The 16,493-nt window shown below is 71.0% G+C and carries 16 protein-coding genes; 6 read left to right on the top strand and 10 right to left on the bottom strand.

Annotated features, from left to right (window positions below):
• Positions 1-14: 14 nt before the first annotated feature.
• Both ABZZ22_RS07735 and ABZZ22_RS07730 read left to right on the top strand, forming a co-directional pair.
• On the top strand, positions 15-1,064 hold the full coding sequence (locus ABZZ22_RS07735; protein WP_354928824.1) for a TRAP transporter substrate-binding protein: 1,050 nt from the start codon (positions 15-17) through the stop codon (positions 1,062-1,064).
• 32 nt (positions 1,065-1,096) lie between these two features.
• Positions 1,097-1,921: an NAD(P)-dependent oxidoreductase gene (locus ABZZ22_RS07730; RefSeq protein ID WP_354928821.1), complete on the top strand. Its 825-nt coding sequence runs from the start codon at positions 1,097-1,099 to the stop codon at positions 1,919-1,921.
• A gap of 74 nt (positions 1,922-1,995) precedes the next feature.
• On the opposite strand, the gene ABZZ22_RS07725 is transcribed toward ABZZ22_RS07730, so the two are convergent.
• The 3 genes from ABZZ22_RS07725 to ABZZ22_RS07715 all read right to left on the bottom strand — a co-directional run bounded on the left by ABZZ22_RS07725 (position 1,996) and on the right by ABZZ22_RS07715 (position 5,810).
• Complete coding sequence (locus ABZZ22_RS07725) at positions 1,996-3,825, bottom strand: pectate lyase (RefSeq protein ID WP_354928818.1); 1,830 nt, start codon at positions 3,823-3,825, stop codon at positions 1,996-1,998.
• 103 nt (positions 3,826-3,928) lie between these two features.
• Positions 3,929-4,612 (bottom strand): FadR/GntR family transcriptional regulator, encoded by a 684-nt coding sequence (locus ABZZ22_RS07720; protein ID WP_354928815.1) that lies wholly within the window; start codon positions 4,610-4,612, stop codon positions 3,929-3,931.
• A 76-nt stretch (positions 4,613-4,688) separates the two neighbouring features.
• Positions 4,689-5,810, bottom strand: a complete 1,122-nt coding sequence (locus ABZZ22_RS07715; protein WP_354928812.1) for a mandelate racemase/muconate lactonizing enzyme family protein — start codon at positions 5,808-5,810, stop codon at positions 4,689-4,691.
• Between the two features lie 76 nt (positions 5,811-5,886).
• On the opposite strand from ABZZ22_RS07715, the gene ABZZ22_RS07710 reads away from it, so the two are divergent.
• Together ABZZ22_RS07710 and ABZZ22_RS07705 are read left to right on the top strand one after the other, a co-directional pair.
• Positions 5,887-7,134, top strand: coding sequence for an alpha-hydroxy acid oxidase (locus ABZZ22_RS07710; protein ID WP_354928809.1), 1,248 nt, complete (start codon positions 5,887-5,889; stop codon positions 7,132-7,134).
• Entirely contained in the window at positions 7,131-8,531 is a 1,401-nt protein-coding gene (locus ABZZ22_RS07705) for an FAD-binding oxidoreductase (protein WP_354928806.1), read from the top strand. Before ABZZ22_RS07710 ends, ABZZ22_RS07705 begins: the two co-directional genes overlap by 4 nt.
• Positions 8,532-8,682: 151 nt before the next feature.
• Here ABZZ22_RS07705 and araA read toward each other — a convergent pair whose 3' ends face one another.
• The 5 genes from araA to ABZZ22_RS07680 form a co-directional block, all read right to left on the bottom strand.
• The gene (araA, locus tag ABZZ22_RS07700; protein ID WP_354928803.1) at positions 8,683-10,209 is read right to left on the bottom strand and encodes an L-arabinose isomerase; all 1,527 of its coding nucleotides are present in this window, start codon (positions 10,207-10,209) and stop codon (positions 8,683-8,685) included.
• 41 nt (positions 10,210-10,250) lie between these two features.
• Positions 10,251-10,940 (bottom strand): L-ribulose-5-phosphate 4-epimerase, encoded by a 690-nt coding sequence (locus tag ABZZ22_RS07695; RefSeq protein ID WP_354928800.1) that lies wholly within the window; start codon positions 10,938-10,940, stop codon positions 10,251-10,253.
• Positions 10,940-12,583 carry an FGGY-family carbohydrate kinase gene (locus ABZZ22_RS07690; RefSeq protein WP_354928797.1) on the bottom strand — a complete coding sequence of 548 codons (1,644 nt, stop codon included), beginning with the start codon at positions 12,581-12,583 and terminating at the stop codon, positions 10,940-10,942. The genes ABZZ22_RS07695 and ABZZ22_RS07690 overlap by 1 nt, the downstream gene beginning before the upstream one ends.
• A gap of 113 nt (positions 12,584-12,696) precedes the next feature.
• Positions 12,697-13,716, bottom strand: coding sequence for a LacI family DNA-binding transcriptional regulator (locus ABZZ22_RS07685; RefSeq protein ID WP_354928794.1), 1,020 nt, complete (start codon positions 13,714-13,716; stop codon positions 12,697-12,699).
• 43 nt (positions 13,717-13,759) lie between these two features.
• The gene (locus tag ABZZ22_RS07680) at positions 13,760-14,395 is read right to left on the bottom strand and encodes an endonuclease (protein ID WP_354928791.1); all 636 of its coding nucleotides are present in this window, start codon (positions 14,393-14,395) and stop codon (positions 13,760-13,762) included.
• A 132-nt stretch (positions 14,396-14,527) separates the two neighbouring features.
• On the opposite strand from ABZZ22_RS07680, the gene ABZZ22_RS07675 reads away from it, so the two are divergent.
• Both ABZZ22_RS07675 and ABZZ22_RS07670 read left to right on the top strand, forming a co-directional pair.
• Positions 14,528-15,010: an SDR family NAD(P)-dependent oxidoreductase gene (locus tag ABZZ22_RS07675; RefSeq protein ID WP_354928788.1), complete on the top strand. Its 483-nt coding sequence runs from the start codon at positions 14,528-14,530 to the stop codon at positions 15,008-15,010.
• Positions 15,011-15,043: 33 nt separating this feature from the next.
• The gene (locus ABZZ22_RS07670; RefSeq protein ID WP_354928785.1) at positions 15,044-15,472 is read left to right on the top strand and encodes a hypothetical protein; all 429 of its coding nucleotides are present in this window, start codon (positions 15,044-15,046) and stop codon (positions 15,470-15,472) included.
• A gap of 142 nt (positions 15,473-15,614) precedes the next feature.
• On the opposite strand, the gene ABZZ22_RS07665 is transcribed toward ABZZ22_RS07670, so the two are convergent.
• Both ABZZ22_RS07665 and ABZZ22_RS07660 read right to left on the bottom strand, forming a co-directional pair.
• Positions 15,615-16,241, bottom strand: coding sequence for a hypothetical protein (locus ABZZ22_RS07665; RefSeq protein ID WP_354928782.1), 627 nt, complete (start codon positions 16,239-16,241; stop codon positions 15,615-15,617).
• Positions 16,238-16,486 carry an NAD(P)H-binding protein gene (locus ABZZ22_RS07660; protein ID WP_354928779.1) on the bottom strand — a complete coding sequence of 83 codons (249 nt, stop codon included), beginning with the start codon at positions 16,484-16,486 and terminating at the stop codon, positions 16,238-16,240. Before ABZZ22_RS07660 ends, ABZZ22_RS07665 begins: the two co-directional genes overlap by 4 nt.
• Between the last annotated feature and the right edge of the window lie 7 nt (positions 16,487-16,493).

Here is a 16,493-nt window from a genome sequence, read left to right as displayed (position 1 = left end):
GAAAGGAACCAACCATGAACACCGCCTCCCCCAAGCCGGTCGCCCGGCGCTCCCTGTTCAAAGCCGGTGCCTTCGGCGCCGCGGCCGTCGCCGGCGGCCTCGCCCTCAGCGCGTGTGGCGGCGGATCTCTCGCCGGCAGCGGTGGAGGCGGCGGCTCGAAGACCTTCAAGCTGGCCGAGACCCACCCCGAGGACTACCCGACCACGCTGGGCGACAAGAAGTTCGCCGAGCTGGCCGAGAAGTACACCGACGGCCGGATCAAGATCCAGGTCTACCCCAACGCCCAGCTGGGCGAGGAGTCCGACGCCATCGAGCAGGTGCAGATGGGCTCGATCGAGATGACCCGGATCAGCTCCGCCCCGATGGGCGAGTTCGTGCCGGCGATGGGGCTCTTCAGCCTGCCGTACCTCTTCGACGACGCCGACCACCTGTGGCGCTTCCTGGAGAGCGAGAGCGGCAAGAAGCTGCTCAGCGAGACGGAGAGTGCCGGCTTCAAGGGCCTGGGCTACTTCGACCCCGGCGCCCGCAGCTTCTACACCACGAAGAAGCCGATCCTCGCCCCGACGGACGTCAAGGGACTCAAGATCCGGGTCCAGGAGTCGCAGGTGCAGATCGACTTCATCAACGCCCTCGGCGGCTCCCCCACCCCGATGGCCTACGGCGAGGTCTACAGCTCGCTGCAGAGCGGGCTGCTGGACGGCGCCGAGAACAACGAGCCGTCCTACCTCTCCGCCTCCCACTACGAGGTCGCGCCGAACTACACCCTCGACCGGCACATGCGCGTCGCCGAGGTGCTCCTCATCAACAAGGACACCTTCGACGGGCTCTCCTCCGAGGACCAGGAGGCGCTCCAGAAGGCTGCCACCGAGGCCGCCCCGTTCCAGCGCGAGAAGTGGGAGGCTCAGGTCGAGACCGACCTCGAGAAGCTGCGCGGCGAAGGGGTCAAGATCAACGAGATCGCCGACATCGCCCCCTGGCGCGAGGCGACCAAGTCGGTCATCGAGAAGCACGGCGCCAAGCTCGGCGAGTACCTCGACGCCGTCGACGAGCTCCGCTCCGCCTGATCCCTCACCGTTCGACCCAACCGGAAGGAACCATGTCCGAGACCGTACTCATCACCGGCGCCAACGGCGTCGTCGGGCGGCTCATGCGCCCGCGCCTCGCCCGCGAGGGCCGGGTGCTTCGCCTCCTCGACATCGTACGTCCCGAGCCCGCCGCTGAGGGCGAGGCCGTCGAGGTCATCGAGGCGTCGGTGACCGACGAGGCGGCGATGCGCGCCGCTTGCGAGGGCGTGGACGCGATCATCCACCTGGGTGGCATCAGCGTCGAGGCCCCCTGGGCCGACATCCTCTCGGCCAACATCGACGGCACCCGGGTGGTCCTCGAGACCGCCCGGGACGCCGGGGTCCGTCGCGTGGTCCTGGCCTCGAGCAACCACGCGGCCGGCTTCTACGACCTCGAGAACGCACCGGAGGGCGGACTTCCGGCGGATGTCTTCCCTCGCCCCGACACCTACTACGGGGTCAGCAAGGTCGCACTGGAGGCCCTCGGGAGCCTCTTCCACGACCGCTACGGCATCGACGTGACCGTGCTGCGGATCGGCTCGTGCTTCGAGAAGCCGTGGGACCGCCGATCGCTGTGGACCTGGATGTCACCCGCCGACGGTGCCCGTCTCCTCGAGGCGTGCCTGTCCACTCCCGAGCCCGGTTACCGGGTGGTGTGGGGCATCTCCCGCAACACCCGCAACTGGTGGTCGCTGGAGGCCGGCGAGGCGATCGGCTACCACCCGCAGGACGACTCCGAGATCTTCGCCGCGGAGCTGCTCGGTGACGCGATCGACGACGGCCCGCAGGGGCCCGAGGAACGGCTGGCGGGCGGCAAGTTCTGCTTCACGCCACTCGGGGAGCACCAGCAGAAGTAGCAAGATCCAACAGGCCCCATGGGGAACGGGTGGCCCGGCGATCGCCGGGCCACCCGTTCTCTTTGCTCAGCCGGTCAGGAAGCGGACGCGCGGATCAGCGTGCCGAGGTTCTCGACGAACGTCTCGGTGTTGATCAGCTGGGGCGCCTCGGTCGGCTGGTAGGGCGGCACCGCCGGCGGGTTGCCGGCGGGATAGGGCGAGGTGTCGAAGGTGTCCCCGACGTGCTTGCTCATGTAGGCCTTCCCGTCGTAGGGGTGCTTGCTCCCCGGGCCACGGAACGGGTTGGTGATCGCGTCGGCCGCAGAGAGCCAGTAGCCCTTCTCGCCGAGATCGGTGACCACTCGCGCCACCTCGGCGTCGCCGGGCCGGCTGACCTCGTGCGAGGTGCCGCGCAGCAGCTCGAGCAGGCCCAGGTCGTGCAGCGAGAAGAACGGCGGCAGCTCGTAGGGGTCCCCCGGAGTCAGCGGGGAGCGGTCCACCAGGTCGGCGACCTCGGCATCCGACAGCGCCCGCAGCCGGTCGTACTCGGCACGCAGCCGCGCCTCCGCCACCGAGCGACCGCCGGAGTAGTGGCTGAGCGTGTCGCGGTGGTCGTAGTCGTAGTAGTACGCGCCGTTGACGATGTTGGAGCCGAACCGGTGCACGAACAGCGCCCGGTTGGTCCCGGGCTCGACGAACGTGGGGTGGGTCCGGCTCGCGATCAGCGGGTTCTCCGCCCGCTGCTGCTCGGTCAGCCGGCAGCCGGCCAGCCAGTCCAGCGCGGCCGGGACGCCGTCGAGGAAGGAGCGGTCGCCGGTGAGCTGGAAGTAGGTGAACAGCTGCTCGACGTTGGTCTGCGTGGTGTGGGTGGCCAGCGCACGCGGCTCGTAGGAGCGGCCTGCGGCGACCGCGCCGGCCGGGCGCCCGTCCATGTCCTCGGCGAGGTGCTGGAGACCCCAGCCTGCCTGGGGCGCGGGCTGCTGCATGCGGCGCACGCACTCCATGGCCCGGCGCACGGGCTCGACCAGATCGTCACGGCCGAGCGAGACGACGCACATCAGCATGAGCTTGATGTTCTCGCCGAGGACGTTGTCGTTGAACGTGACGTGCTGGGTGTAGTCACCGTCGACCATCCCCTGGCGGGCGTCCTTCGGGAGCCAGGACGGCAGCTTCTTCGGCCACGGCATCTCGGTCGTCGCCTTCGGGTCGACCGGCCAGCGCTGCGGCCAGCCGCCGTCGCCCACGCCACCGCTGATCTGGGCGTCGGTGATGAAGTCGATCACCTTGTTCAGCGACCGCTTGAAGCCCCGGTCGCGCGGGTCGAGCAGGTGGAGACGCAGGATCAGCTGGCCGGCGGTCGAGGTGGCGGCGTCGTCGAAGGTGGAGTTGTCGTAGAGGTGCTGGAACTCCTCCAGGCGCCAGCCGTTGATCCCGATCGACTTGTACCAGCGCTTCAGCGACTTCGGGCCGGCGAAGTCGTGGATGTAGTTCCAGCCGCCCTCGGGACGCTGGGCGCGGACGAGAGCCCGGCCGGTGCGGCGGGCGGCGTCCAGGAACCGCTTCTCCCCCGTCGCGACGTACGCGTCGAGCAGGGCGTGACCGACGGTCGGCGTGCCTGGCGGCTGGACCCAGCACATGGTGCGCCGAGCCTCCATCTCACCCCAGGTCAGCGACATGTCGGGGCGGTAGCTCCAGACGTAGGCACCCTCGTAGGAGACCGTCTCGTCCATGTAGGTCGCCGCGCGGAGCATCGCGTCGCGGACACCCTCGGCGGAGGCCGCCGTCGCGGCTGCGGCGGACGAGGTGAGGCCGGCGGTGGTGAGACCGCTCGCGGCGCCGACGAGCGGGGCGGCGGTTGCTGCTTGGACGAGCCGACGACGGCTCAGCGTCGAGCTCGGTGGGGACTTCTTCGCAGGTGAGTTCATCCCTCAATCGTGACGACAGTCACAGCCCACGGCCAATACCGATGCCGACTCACGCGATGCCCGCCAGGGCAACGTGTCATTGCGGCTGAGCCACGCCGCTGGGTCACTCGCGCAGGCGCCGGCGGGTGCTGCCCAGATGCACCCGCATCGCGGCCCGGGCGGTGTCGGCGTCACCGGTGAGGATCGCCGTGGCGATGTTGTCGTGCTCGCGCTGCACCCGCTCGACGTGGATCGCATCGCCGGGCGAGTAGGCGTCGCCGAGGCGGGTGCGCGGCAGCATGATCATCATCGGACCCAGCGAGTCCATCAGGTCGAGGTAGAAGCGGTTGCCGGTCGCGGCGGCGACCGCCCGGTGGAAGGCGAAGTCGGCCTCCACCGCGCCGTCGGGACCCGCGGTCGCCAGCGCGGAGAGCGCCTCCTCGATCGAGCGCGCACTCTGCTCGTCGTGGTGGGCGGCGGCCAGAGCCGCCGCCTCGCACTCCACCCCGAGCCGGAAGTCGACCATGTCGAGCACGTCGTGCTGCGTACGGATCGCGGAGGACTCCAGCGCGAACGGCGACGGCGCCGGCACCGCCAGCACGAAGGAACCACGCCCCTGGAAGGTCTCGACCAGACCCTCGGCACGCAGGCGGGTGACCGCCTCGCGCGCCACCGTCCGCGACACCCCGTACGTCGCGACCAGATCGGACTCCGAGGGCAGCTTCGCCCCCGGCGCGAGGTCCCCGGCCAGGATCTGGTCCTTGATCCCGGAGACGACGCGGTCGGCGAGCCCGGCGCTAACTGTCATGCCGTCGCCTCCGTCGGACAGAGGCAAGGATACGGACGCGACGGCCTGACCCTGATTGTCGCTCGCTGGCGCTCGCTCATGCCGTGAACTTAACGCTCTCCACGGTGAGCTTGCGCATCTGGTCGCTGAGCGTGAAGCCGAGACCCGGGCGGTCCGGCACCCACATCTGGCCGTCGTGGATGTCGATGCGCTCCTCGAAGAGCGGGTTGAGCCATTCGAAGTGCTCGACCCACGGCTCGGTCGGGTAGGCCGCGGCCAGGTGCAGGTGGATCTCCATCGCGTAGTGCGGCGCGAGCGCGAGACCGGCGTGCGCGGCGAGGGTGGCGAACTTCAGGAAGGGGGTGATGCCGCCGATGCGCGGCGCGTCCGGCTGGACGATGCCGCGGTAGCCGGCGTCGATCAGCGCCATGTGCTCGGGCACCGAGGTCAGCATCTCGCCGGTCGCGATCGGGGTGTCGAAGACGCGCGAGAGATCGGCGTGGCCGACCGCGTCCCAGGCGTCGAGCGGCTCCTCGATCCAGATCAGGTCGAACTGCTCGAGCTCGCGGCACATCCGGCGGGCACGGGCACGGTCCCACTGCTGGTTGGCGTCGACCATGAGCGGCGTGTCACCGAGGTGCTCGCGGACCGCGGCGACCCGGCGCAGGTCCTCGGCCCAGTCGGGCTGGCCGACCTTGATCTTGATGCCGCCGATGCCGGCCTCGAGCGAAGCGGTCGCCTTCTCCTTGATCTCCTCGACGCCCGCCTGGAGGAAGCCGCCGGAGGTGTTGTAGACGCGGCAGGAGTCGCGGTGGGCACCGAGCAGCTTGGCCAGGGGCAGGCCGGCGCGGCGCGCCTTGAGGTCGTAGAGCGCCACGTCGAGAGCGGCCACGGCCTGGGTCGCCACTCCGCTGCGGCCGACCGAGGCGCCGGCCCACATCAGCGACTCGTAGATCTTGGCGATGTCGGAAGGATCCTGGCCGATCGCGACCTGGGCGATCTCCTTGAGGTGGGCGAACTGCGCCGGACCGCCGGCGCGCTTGGAGTAGCTGAAGCCCATGCCCTCGAAGCCCTGCTCGGTGGTCACCTCGACGAAGAGCAGCACGGTCTCGGTCAGCGGCTTCTGCCGCCCGGTGAGCACCTTGGCGTCGCTGACCGGGTTGTCGAGCGGGAGGACGACGTGGGAGAGGTTCAGTGACTTGATGCGGTCGGCGGCCATGGCGGGGTGCTCCTCGATGGGCTAAGTTGTATTACAAGTTCAGAACTTATCCGATGAGTGAGGAGGAGTCCAGAGCGTGCCCGCTGATTCTCAGGTCGCCCGGCAGGCGGCCCGACAGCTCCCCCGGTGGCGCGATCTCGCGCCCTTCCTGCGGCCACGCCCGTTCCACTGGCGGGCCGCCGACCGGCGGCTCGCCCGCTGTCTCAGCGTCGACGACCTGGAGCGCGCCGCCCGGAAGCGAGTGCCGACGGCGGTCTGGGACTACGTCTACGGCGGCTCGGACGGCGAGCACGCGATGCACCGGAACCGGGCCGCCTTCGACCGCGTGGAGCTGCGCCCCACGGCCTTCGGCCAGGTCGGCGAGCCCGAGGTGCGTACGTCGATCCTCGGGCGGCCCGCGTCGGCACCCATCGTCCTGGCACCGACCGGATACACCCGGCTCAGTCACCACACCGGGGAGCGGGCGGTCGCCGCGGCAGCCGCCGCGGCCGGGCTGCCCTACACGCTCTCGACCTACGCGACAACCTCGATCACCGACGTCGCGCGCGCCGCCCCACAGGGGCGCAACTGGTTCCAGGTCTACCTGATGAAGGACCGGGCGGTGACCCTCGACCACATCACCGAGGCGGCCGCGCAGGGCTACGAGGCGCTCATGCTGACCATCGACACGACCGTGACGGGGATGAAGCGCAAGGACAAGCTCAACGGCTTCGCGATTCCGCCCCAGCTGAGCCTGCGTACGTTCGCCGACATGGCGCGCCACCCCGGCTGGGTCGCCAACATCCTGACCACCGAGCCGCTGCGGTTCGCGACGTTCCCCGAGGGGTCGCACCACGGCCGCTGGGGCATGTCCAACGAGCTGCGCGAGCAGGCGATCCGGCCCGCAGACATCGGCTGGCTCAAGGAGCACTGGGACGGCCCGGTGGTGGCCAAGGGCGTGCTCTCGGTCGCCGACGCGGTGGCCTGCGTGGACGCGGGGGCCGACGCACTGGTGCTCTCCAACCACGGCGGCCGCCAGCTCGACCGCGCGCCGGTGCCGCTGGAGCTGCTGCCTGCGGTGGTCGACGCGGTGGGCAACCGGACCGAGGTGTATCTCGACTCCGGCGTGCGCTCCGGTGGCGACATCGCGGCCGCCCTCGGCCTCGGCGCCCGTGGCGTGATGATCGGGCGGCCCTACCTCTACGGCCTCATGGTCGCCGGCCGACAGGGGGTCGACGCCGGCCTGACCCTGCTGGTCGAGGAGCTGCGGCGGGCGATGTGCCTGCTCGGCACCCCCGACATCGCCGCGATCGGCCCCGAGCACGTCCGGCTGCGGTCCGCATGACCCGCCTCGTATCCAGCCTGCGCGCCGCCCTCGGCGACAGCACCGTGCTGACCGATCCAGCCGACATGGCGGCGTACGTCACCGACTGGACCGGCAGCTTCACCGGCACCGCCCTCGCCGTGGTGCGCCCGGCCTCGACAGGCGAGGTCGCCACCGCGGTCCGGCTGTGCGCGGCGGCGGGCGTCGGGGTCGTCCCCCAGGGCGGCAACACCGGTCTCGTCGGCGGCGGCGTCCCCGACTCCGGCGGCGACCAGATCGTGCTCTCGCTCGGCCGGATGCGCCGCGTACGGGAAGTCGATGCAGTCGCCGACACCCTCACCGTCGAGGCAGGCACGCCCCTCGCCACCGTCCAGGGGGCCGCCGCAGCCGCCGGGCGGCTGTTCCCGCTCTCCCTCGGCTCGGAGGGCTCGTGCACCATCGGCGGCACGATCGCGACCAACGCCGGCGGCACCGCGGTGCTGCGCTACGGGATGATGCGCGAGCTGGTGCTGGGCCTGGAGGTCGTGCTCCCCGACGGCCGGGTCTGGGACGGGCTGCGGCCACTGCGCAAGGACAACACCGGCTACGACCTCAAGCAGCTGTTCATCGGCTCGGAGGGCACGCTCGGCGTGGTCACCGCGGCGGTGCTGCGCCTGCTGCCGGCGACGCCCCGTCGGGCGACCGCGTTCGTGGCGCTCGAGTCGGTCTCGGCTGCCACCGCACTGCTTCCGCTGCTCCGCGAGCACGCCGGCGGGCAGCTGACCACCTGGGAGCTGCTCGGCCGCCAGGCCGTCGACCTCGTCCTGGCCCACCTGCCGGGCGCCCGCGACCCGTTCCCGGACCGGCACGCCTGGTACGGCCTCGTCGAGCTCGCCGGCACCTCCGCCGACGTCGACGAACGGCTCGAGTCGGCCCTCGGGGCCGCTGCCGACCAGGGGCTGCTCCTCGACGCGGTCCTCGCCGGCAGCGCCGCTCAGCGCGAGTCCCTGTGGGCGCTGCGCGAAGGGGTCTCCGAGGCACAGAAGAGCGAGGGCGCGACCCTCAAGCACGACGTCACCCTGCCGATCACAGTCCTGTCCCGGTTCGTCGCCGAGGTCGGGCCTGCGCTGCTCGCCGCGCTACCGGGGCTACGGCTGGTGACGTACGGGCACGTCGGGGACGGCAACCTGCACTACAACATCTCCGCGCCCGTCGGCGACGATGCGGCGCTGAGGCGGGAGGCGCCCGCCCTGACCCGGATCGTCTACGACGCCGTCACCGCGCTCGGTGGCAGCATCTCCGCCGAGCACGGGATCGGTGCGCTCAAGCTGGATGCCGCTGCGGCGTACAAGACGGGGGTCGAGGTCGACCTCCTGCGAGCCGTCAAGCAGGCGATCGACCCCGACGGGGTCATGAACCCCCGGAAGGTGGTGTCCTGACGCGGCCGCTGGTCGAGCCGGGTTCGTGAGGAACGAACGAATCCGTATCGAGACCAACACGGTCGTCTCGCCGCTCGAGAGGACCCTGTTGGTCTCAACTCGCTCGCTCCCCCTCGGAGTCTGAACGCAGTAGCCCCAACCGACGGCGTGTCTACAGCCCCTGGGCGACCCGGTAGAACACCTGGTTCCAGCGCACCTGGTCGGCGAAGCCGCGGCGGGTGGTGGACTCGTCGATGACCAGCAGCTCCGTGCGGGCGATGTCGGCGAAGACCTCGAAGGCCTCGATCCCGGCGGCGGTCGACATCACCGTGTGGTGCGCGCCGCCGGCGGTCAGCCAGGCCTCGGCCGAGGTGGTGAAGTCGGGGCGCGGGGCCCAGACCGCCCGGGCGACGGGCAGCTTCGGCAGCGCCTGGGTCGGCGGGACCACGTCGACCACGTTGGCGGTCATCCGGAAGCGATCACGCATGTCGGCGAGCGAGACGACGACGGCGCCCTCGCGAGCGTCGGCGTCGAAGACCATCCGGACCGGGTCCTCGCGGTCGCCGATCCCGAGCGGGTGGATCTCGACCTTCGGCTTCGAGGTGGTGAGCGAGGGGCAGATCTCGAGCATGTGCGCACCGAGGATCACCTCCGAGCCGGGGGTGAGGTCGTAGGTGTAGTCCTCCATCAGTGAGGCACCGCCGGGCAGGCCCTCCCCCATCACCTTCGCGGCCCGCACCAGGACGGCGGTCTTCCAGTCTCCCTCGGCGCCGAAGCCATACCCCTTGCTCATCAGCCGCTGCACCGCGATGCCGGGGAGCTGGCGCAGGCCGCCGAGGTCCTCGAAGTTGGTGGTGAAGGCCATCGCGTCGCGCTCGACCAGGAACGCCTCCATGGCGATCTCCTGGCGGGCGGCGTAGCGCAGCGATTCGTGACGCTCGCCGTCCTTGCGGAGTTCGGGCGCCACGTCGTAGAGATCCTCGTACTCGGTGACGAGCGCGTCCACGGCGGCCTCGTCGACGGCCTCGACGGCCGCGACCAGGTCGTTGACGCCCCAGGTGTTGACCGAGACACCGAAGCGCAGCTCGGCCTCGGTCTTGTCACCCTCGGTGACCGCGACGTTGCGCATGTTGTCGCCGAAGCGGACCAGGTTGAGCCCGTGGGTCGCGGCCCAGCCGGCGGCACCGCGGATCCAGGTGCCGACACGGCGGGTGACCGCGGGGTTGGAGACGTGACCTACGACGGTGGTTCGGGCGACGCCGAGGCGGGTGGCGATGTAGGCGTACTCACGGTCGCCGTGGGCGGCCTGGTTGAGGTTCATGAAGTCCATGTCGATCTCCGACCAAGGGAGTTCGACGTTGGCCTGAGTGTGCAGGTGCAGGAGCGGCTTCTGGAGCGCGTCCAGGCCGGCGATCCACATCTTGGCCGGGCTGAAGGTGTGCATCCAGGTGATCACGCCGAGGACGTTGTCGTCGGAGTTCGCCTCGAGCATCGCGCGGCGGATGGACGCGGAGTCCTTCAGGACGGGCTTCCACACGACCTTCGCCGGAACGTCGGAGGAGGCGTCGAGGGCGCGAGCGACCTCCTGGGACTGCTCGGCCACCTGGCGAAGGGTCTCCTCGCCGTAGAGGTCCTGGCTGCCGGTGAAGAACCAGACCTCGCGGTCGCCATAGGGTTTCGGCGCTGTTGGCTTGCTCATGTGGGGTCCTTCCAGTGCTTGGTGAGGTTCGAGGGCGCAGCTCAGTGCTGGCCGTAGACGTTCTGGTAGCGGTCGTAGAGCGAGTCGATGTGGCCCTGGTCGATCGGCTGCGGCTGGCCGAGCTGGCGCGCGATGTGCACGGTGCGGGCGACCTCCTCGCACATCACCGCGGCCTTGACCGCGGAGCGGCCGTCCTTTCCGATGGTGAACGGACCGTGGTTCCGCATCAGCACCGCTGGGCTGCGCGACTCGCGCAGCGTCTCCACGATGCTGCGCCCGATCGAGTCGTCACCGATGATCGCGAACGGGCCGACCGGGACCGGTCCGCCGAACTCGTCGGCCATCATCGTGAGCACGCAGGGGATCTCCTCCCCGCGGGCGGCCCAGGCGGTGGCGTAGGTGGAGTGGGTGTGGACCACTCCCCCGACCTCGGGCATGTTGGCGTAGACGTACGCGTGGGCGGCCGTGTCCGAGGACGGCGACCGCTCGCCCTCGACGAGGTTGCCGGCCAGGTCGCACACGACCATCGCCTCGGCGGTGATCTCCTCGTAGGCGACGCCGGAGGGCTTGATGACCAGCAGATCCTCGCCGTCGGGGTTGCTGACCCGCTCGGAGACGTTCCCGGCGGTCCACACGACCAGCTCCCACCGGGGCAGCTCGGCGTGCAGGGCGGCGACGCGCTCCTTGGCGGCGTCGACGGCGGTGCGAAGAGCGGCGGGGATGCCCGTCATCACTGGTCTCCTTCTTCTGCGGCTCGTGCGTTGTCTGCGGTGGGTGCGAGCGAGGCCACGGCGGCGCGCTCGATGTCGAGGCCGGCCTCGTAGCGTTCGAGGTAGGTCCGGAACCCGGCGAGGTCGGCGGCGTCCGGCTCGACGACCTCGAGGTCGATGTCGCCGAAGACGCGCTCGGCGAGATAGGCGCTCAGGCTGAGGTCGCCCTCGGCCGCGGCCGCCCGGGCGTACGCAGCCAGCACCGCGATCCCCCACGCGCCGCCTTCGCCGGCGGTGCGGCCGACGGCGACCGGGGCGCCGATCGCCGCGGCGAGCAGCCGCTGGGCGACGCCCGCGGTGCGGAACAGGCCGCCGTGGGCGAACATCGCGTCGATCTCCACACCCTGGTCGGCGAGCACACGCATGCCGAGGGCGAGGGTGCCGAAGACGCCGTAGACCTGGGCACGTGCGAACCCGGCGAGGTCGAGGCGGCTGCCGGGGGTGCGTACGAAGAGCGGACGGCCCTCGTCGAGGCCGGCGATCGGCTCGCCGGCCAGGTAGTTGTAGGCCACCAGCCCGCCACCGTCGGGCGAGCCGTTCAGGGCGGCACCGAGCAGCGCGCCGAAGACCGCGTCGGGCTCGCAGGGGTGTCCGAGGGCGGCGGCGAACTCGCCGAAGACCCCGGCCCAGGCGTCGAGCTCGCTGGCACCGTTGTTGCAGTGCACCATCGCGACCGGGTCACCGGCCGGGGTGGTGACGATGTCGATGGCGTGGTGGACCGTGGCCAGCGGCGCCTCGAGCACGACCATCGCGAAGATCGAGGTGCCCGCACTGACGTTGCCGGTGCGCTTGGCGACCGAGTTGGTGGCGACCATCCCGGTGCCGGCGTCGCCCTCGGGCGGGCACAGCGGGATGCCGGGCCGGAGCAGCCCGGTGGGATCGAGCAGCGCGGCGCCCGCAGGGGTGAGCCGACCGGCGTCGGCGCCCGCCGGGAGGACCTGCGGGAGCAGCCCTTCGACCCGCAGGCCGGGACGCTTGGCGGCGGCCAGGTGGCCGACCTGCTCCAGCATCCGCTGGTCGTAGGTGCCGGTGGCCGGGTCGATGGGAAACACGCCGGAGGCGTCGCCGACGCCGAGCACGTGCTCGCCGGTCAGCTCCCGGTGGACGTAGCCCGCGAGGGTGGTCAGCGAGGCGATCCGCGGCAGGTGGGGCTCGTCGTCGAGGATCGCCTGGTAGAGGTGGGCGACCGACCAGCGCAGCGGGATGTTGGCGCCGAGGGTCTCCGACAGCTCGGCGGCGGCGACGGCGGTGTTGGTGTTGCGCCAGGTGCGGAAGGGCACCAGCAGCTCGCCGGCCTCGTCGAAAGCGAGGTAGCCGTGCATCATCGCCGAGACCCCGATCGACCCGAAGGTCGTCGGCCGGGTGCCGTAGCGGCGCTCGACCTCGTCGCCGAGGGCGGCGAGGGCGCCCTGCACGCCCGCCCAGACCGCCTCGAGCGAGTAGGTCCACAGACCGTCGACGAGCTCGTTCTCCCACAGGTGGGAGCCGGTGGCGAGGGGCGCGTGGTCGGGCCCGATCAGGCACGCCTTGATGTTGGTGGAGCCCAGCTCGATGCCGAGCGAGGTCTCTTCGAGGTCAGGCAGCAGGCCTGCTCGCTGCGTCATCACGGCTCCGTTTCTGCCCGACGGCTCGGGATGGGGGTTCGAGGCGATGTGAACGCTAACATATTGCCGGCGGATTACCCCTGTGTTCCCGTGGACCCGATTGACCCTCGCGGTTACGCGGGCGGGTTCGGCGCGGCCGAGTCCCGGACGACCAGCTCCGGAGCGATCAGCGGCGGGACCTCGACGGTTCCCTCGGCGATGGCCTCCGTGGCCACCTCGACCGCGAGCTCGCCCAGCGATGCGAAGTCCTGCCGGACGGTGGTCAGCGGCGGCCACAGGTACGCCGCGTCCGGGACGTCGTCGAAGCCCACGACGCTCACGTCCTGAGGGACCCGGCGGCCCGCCTCGTGCAGCGCCCGGATCACGCCGAGCGCCATCGAGTCGTTGGCCGCGAAGACGGCGGTGACCGAGGCGTCCCGGGCGATCACGGCGCCGGCCTCGTAGCCGCTCCTGCTCGACCAGTCCCCGAAGATCTCGGGCCCCGGCTCCGCGCCGCCATCCCGGAGCGCGGCGAGCCACCCCTCCCGGCGCTGCCGGGCGTCGATCCAGCCGACCGGGCCGGCCACATGGGCGATGTTGCGATGACCGAGACCCAGCAAGTATTCGGTGGCCAGCACGGCGCCGGCGTGCTGGTCGATCCCCACCGAGCGCACCCCGGCGGGCGGGTCGCTGTGAATCATCACGACCTCCACCTGCGTCGAGAGCTGGGCGACCAGATCCTCGAACGACTGATGCGAGACGCCGAGCAGTACTGCCTCGACCGCATCGTCGAGGAGCGCCTCGATCGCCCGCTCAGCCGCAGTCGCCTCCGGGTACGGCACCGGGCTCAGGATGATGTCGTAGCCGGCCCGCTGACCGGCCTGGTGCACCGAGGCGGCCAGCGTGCCCGGACCGTAGAGGTGCGGTTGGGTGTAGAGCAGGCCCAGCCGCCCCGACCGCCGGGTCACCAGCGCCCGTGCCGACTTGTTGCGCCGGTAACCCAGCTCGTCGATCGCGGCCTGCACCCGCTCACGGGTGTCGCCGCGGACGGCGTCGGAGCCGTTGACCACCCGGGACACGGTCTGGTGGGAGACCCCGGCCAGCGCCGCGACATCTGCCATGCTCGGCGCGTTCTTCGACTCCCCGTTGACCATGCGGTGATCCTAAGCGGGTTCACCCTGCGCGGCGGGAAGAGCCTCAGCTCTCCTCGAGACCGGGAAGCCCGTGACGCGCTCTGGTGAGGGCTGCGGCGAGCGGGGCACAGCGTCCGTCGGGGGCCAGCGAGGCGAGCTCGTCCGGGTCCCCGGGCAGGCCGATGTCGCGCGCCTGCTCGAGGAGCGGGCCGTCGAGGAAGGGCAACAGCTCGGGCCACACGTCCTGCACCTCCCGGCAGAAGATCCGGGCACCCACCGGGCCGATGCGGGGCGACTCGGTGAGCGCGTCGATCAGGGTCTCGGCGTCGTCGCAAGAGGTCGGGCGGAGTCGGCGGAGGTCACCGCGGCAGGTCTCCAGCAGCCACCGCGCCTGCTCGGCGAGCTTGGTCGCGGTGCTCTCGTCGTAGCGGCGGTAGTGGGCCCGGCCGAGAGCGTCCACCCGCTGCTGCCAGGTGGAGTCGAGCAGCCGTTGCGGCGTACGCCATCCGGCGCCCGACAGCTCCCGCGCGGCGGCGACCGCGATGTCGGTCGAGATCCGGATCGAGGAGAGCATCGCCAGAACGAGGAGCCGATACAGCGGGGACGGCTTGTCCCGGAGCCGGATGCCGGCCTCTTCGGCGTACGTCGCGCCGCCGGCGTCCAGCAGGCGCCGCACCACGTCGCGATCCCGTTTGCTCACCCTGTCGACGTACCCGCCGCGAGCCGCACCCATGCGCTGCCGTCGCAGGCTGGGATCGGCAGACCCTGGATAGATCCTGGCGGCCGACCGAGGATGGATCCGACCCGAGATCCTCTCTCCAGGAGCAGACCGATGCCACGTCGACCCATCGACATCACGATCCCCGACCTGTCCGGCAAGCGAGCCCTCGTCACCGGAGCCAGCAACGGCATGGGCCTGGTGATGGCCACGCGACTGGCGGCGGCCGGCGCCGAGGTCTTGATGCCCGTACGCAACGCCCGCAAGGGCGAGAAGGCGCTGGCCACGATCCGCGGACACGTCCCGGAGGCCCGGATCTCGCTGCGCGACCTCGACCTGTCCTCGCTGTCGTCGGTGGCGGCGCTCTCCGAGACGCTGCTGGGCGAGGACCAGCCGTTCCACGTGATGATCAACAACGCCGACGTGATGACGCCGCCGGCGCGGCAGACGACCGCCGACAGGTTCGAGCTCCAGCTCGGCACCAACCATCTCGGCCACTTCGCCCTGGTCGCCCGGATCCTGCCGCTGCTGCGAGCCGGGCAGGCCCGGGTGACCTCCCAGGTCAGCGTCGCCGCGAGGCGCGGCGCGGTCAACTGAGGGGATCCCAACTGGGAGCAGGGCTACGAGGCCATGTTGGCTTACGGCCAGTCCAAGATCGCCGTCGGCCTCTTCGGGCTGGACCTGGATCGGCGAAGCCGGGCCAACGCCTGGGGCATCACCAGCAACCTCTCCCACCCCGGCGTCGCCCCGACCAACCTGCTGGCCGCGCGACCCGAGATCGGCCGCACGACCGACACCCTCCCCGTACGCATGATCCGCTGGCTCTCCGCCCGCGGGGATCCTCCTGGGCACCCCCGAGACCGCCGCCCTTCCCGCACTGCTGGCCGCCACCTCGCCCGATGCGACCGGCGGCCGGCTCTACGGCCCCAGCGCCCCCGGGCACCTCGGTGGCGCCCCCGCCGAGCAGGCGCTCTACCGCCCCTAGCCAGTGGCGAGGACGCCGCCCGGCTGTGGGAGATCTCCGAGAGCCTCACCAGGACCGCGCTCCTGACCAGCTGACCGGCTGCGGCGGTGCCTAGGTGCCGGTCAGGCCGACGCGCCAGATCAGCGAGGCCGGCGGCTCGACATCGGCGGCCTCGTCGATGTGCGCCTGGTTGGCTCTTCGTTTGTCCACGCACCTCACGATGATCAACGCAGCGGCTCAGGCAGCCGCCATCTTCCGGATGCGCGGGTGGTTCTCCAGGGCCCACCGCACGGTCTTCGGAGGGCGTCCGAGCAGGGTTTCCAGCTCGTCGGTGATGCCGCCGTACCCTCCGCGGCCGATGATCCGGTTCAGGGTCTTCAGGTGCTCTGCGATGTGCGGATACGCGGCCATGTGGGTGTCCGCGTAGGTCTTGTTCCAGGTTTCGATGTCTTCGGGAACGTAGGTGACCGGGCTTCCCAGCACGGCCGCGAAGTCCTCCGCGAACCCGTGCCCGTCCTTCATCTCCGGACCGGTGAGCGCGTACGACTTCGAGATATGCGGCGCCGGGTCAACCAGGATCTTCGCGCACAGTTCCGCGACGTCATATCCGGCGATGGGCGCGAAGCGGTGGTCGCCGAAGGGCAGGCGCAGCTCACCGTCGGCCAGTGAACCGAGGGCCAGCCAGGTCATGATGGGGTTCTCGACGAAGAAGGCCGCCTGGATGTTGACGGTCGGGACGCCGGACCATTCCAGCACCTGCTCGGCGACCCAGTGAGCCCGCTGCGGCGGCGACCAGTTGGCGACGAGTCCGCCGAGCCGCGCGCGCCGCTCGCCCTCCGGCGCGGTCATGTCGTCGAAGGTCATGAACAGGCCCATGCTGAAGTAGATGCGCCGGACACCTTCAGCGCGGCGGCCACGTCGGCGATGGTGAGCATGTCCCCGACGAAGACCTCGTCCCCGGCGTGGCGGAGCGAGTGGGCGCGTTCGTCGTCCTGTCGTACCAACGCGCGCACCGGGTGCCCTTGTTCGAGCAGCATGTCGACCATCGTCCGGCTTACACCCCCCAGAAAAGACCGATCGGTTTCACCACGCAGATCCGCCTCGACCACCCCCCGA

The sequence above is a fragment of the Nocardioides sp. NPDC006273 genome (assembly GCF_040613495.1).
Classification (GTDB): Bacteria; Actinomycetota; Actinomycetes; order Propionibacteriales; family Nocardioidaceae; genus Nocardioides.
This window is presented reverse-complemented; position numbering and strand designations above follow the sequence as displayed.

What these genes read in the sequence shown, in the direction of transcription:
- ABZZ22_RS07695 (WP_354928800.1), bottom strand. Translation starts at nt 10,940, where the DNA reads ATGACGGGCATCCCCGCCGCTCTTCGCACCGCCGTCGACGCCGCCAAG.
- ABZZ22_RS07715 (WP_354928812.1), bottom strand. Translation starts at nt 5,810, where the DNA reads ATGGCCGCCGACCGCATCAAGTCACTGAACCTCTCCCACGTCGTCCTC.
- ABZZ22_RS07670 (WP_354928785.1), top strand. Translation starts at nt 15,044, where the DNA reads ATGTTGGCTTACGGCCAGTCCAAGATCGCCGTCGGCCTCTTCGGGCTG.
- ABZZ22_RS07690 (WP_354928797.1), bottom strand. Translation starts at nt 12,583, where the DNA reads ATGACGCAGCGAGCAGGCCTGCTGCCTGACCTCGAAGAGACCTCGCTC.
- ABZZ22_RS07735 (WP_354928824.1), top strand. Translation starts at nt 15, where the DNA reads ATGAACACCGCCTCCCCCAAGCCGGTCGCCCGGCGCTCCCTGTTCAAA.
- ABZZ22_RS07730 (WP_354928821.1), top strand. Translation starts at nt 1,097, where the DNA reads ATGTCCGAGACCGTACTCATCACCGGCGCCAACGGCGTCGTCGGGCGG.
- araA (WP_354928803.1), bottom strand. Translation starts at nt 10,209, where the DNA reads ATGAGCAAGCCAACAGCGCCGAAACCCTATGGCGACCGCGAGGTCTGG.
- ABZZ22_RS07705 (WP_354928806.1), top strand. Translation starts at nt 7,131, where the DNA reads ATGACCCGCCTCGTATCCAGCCTGCGCGCCGCCCTCGGCGACAGCACC.
- ABZZ22_RS07665 (WP_354928782.1), bottom strand. Translation starts at nt 16,241, where the DNA reads ATGACCTTCGACGACATGACCGCGCCGGAGGGCGAGCGGCGCGCGCGG.
- ABZZ22_RS07720 (WP_354928815.1), bottom strand. Translation starts at nt 4,612, where the DNA reads ATGACAGTTAGCGCCGGGCTCGCCGACCGCGTCGTCTCCGGGATCAAG.
- ABZZ22_RS07685 (WP_354928794.1), bottom strand. Translation starts at nt 13,716, where the DNA reads ATGGTCAACGGGGAGTCGAAGAACGCGCCGAGCATGGCAGATGTCGCG.
- ABZZ22_RS07725 (WP_354928818.1), bottom strand. Translation starts at nt 3,825, where the DNA reads ATGAACTCACCTGCGAAGAAGTCCCCACCGAGCTCGACGCTGAGCCGT.
- ABZZ22_RS07675 (WP_354928788.1), top strand. Translation starts at nt 14,528, where the DNA reads ATGCCACGTCGACCCATCGACATCACGATCCCCGACCTGTCCGGCAAG.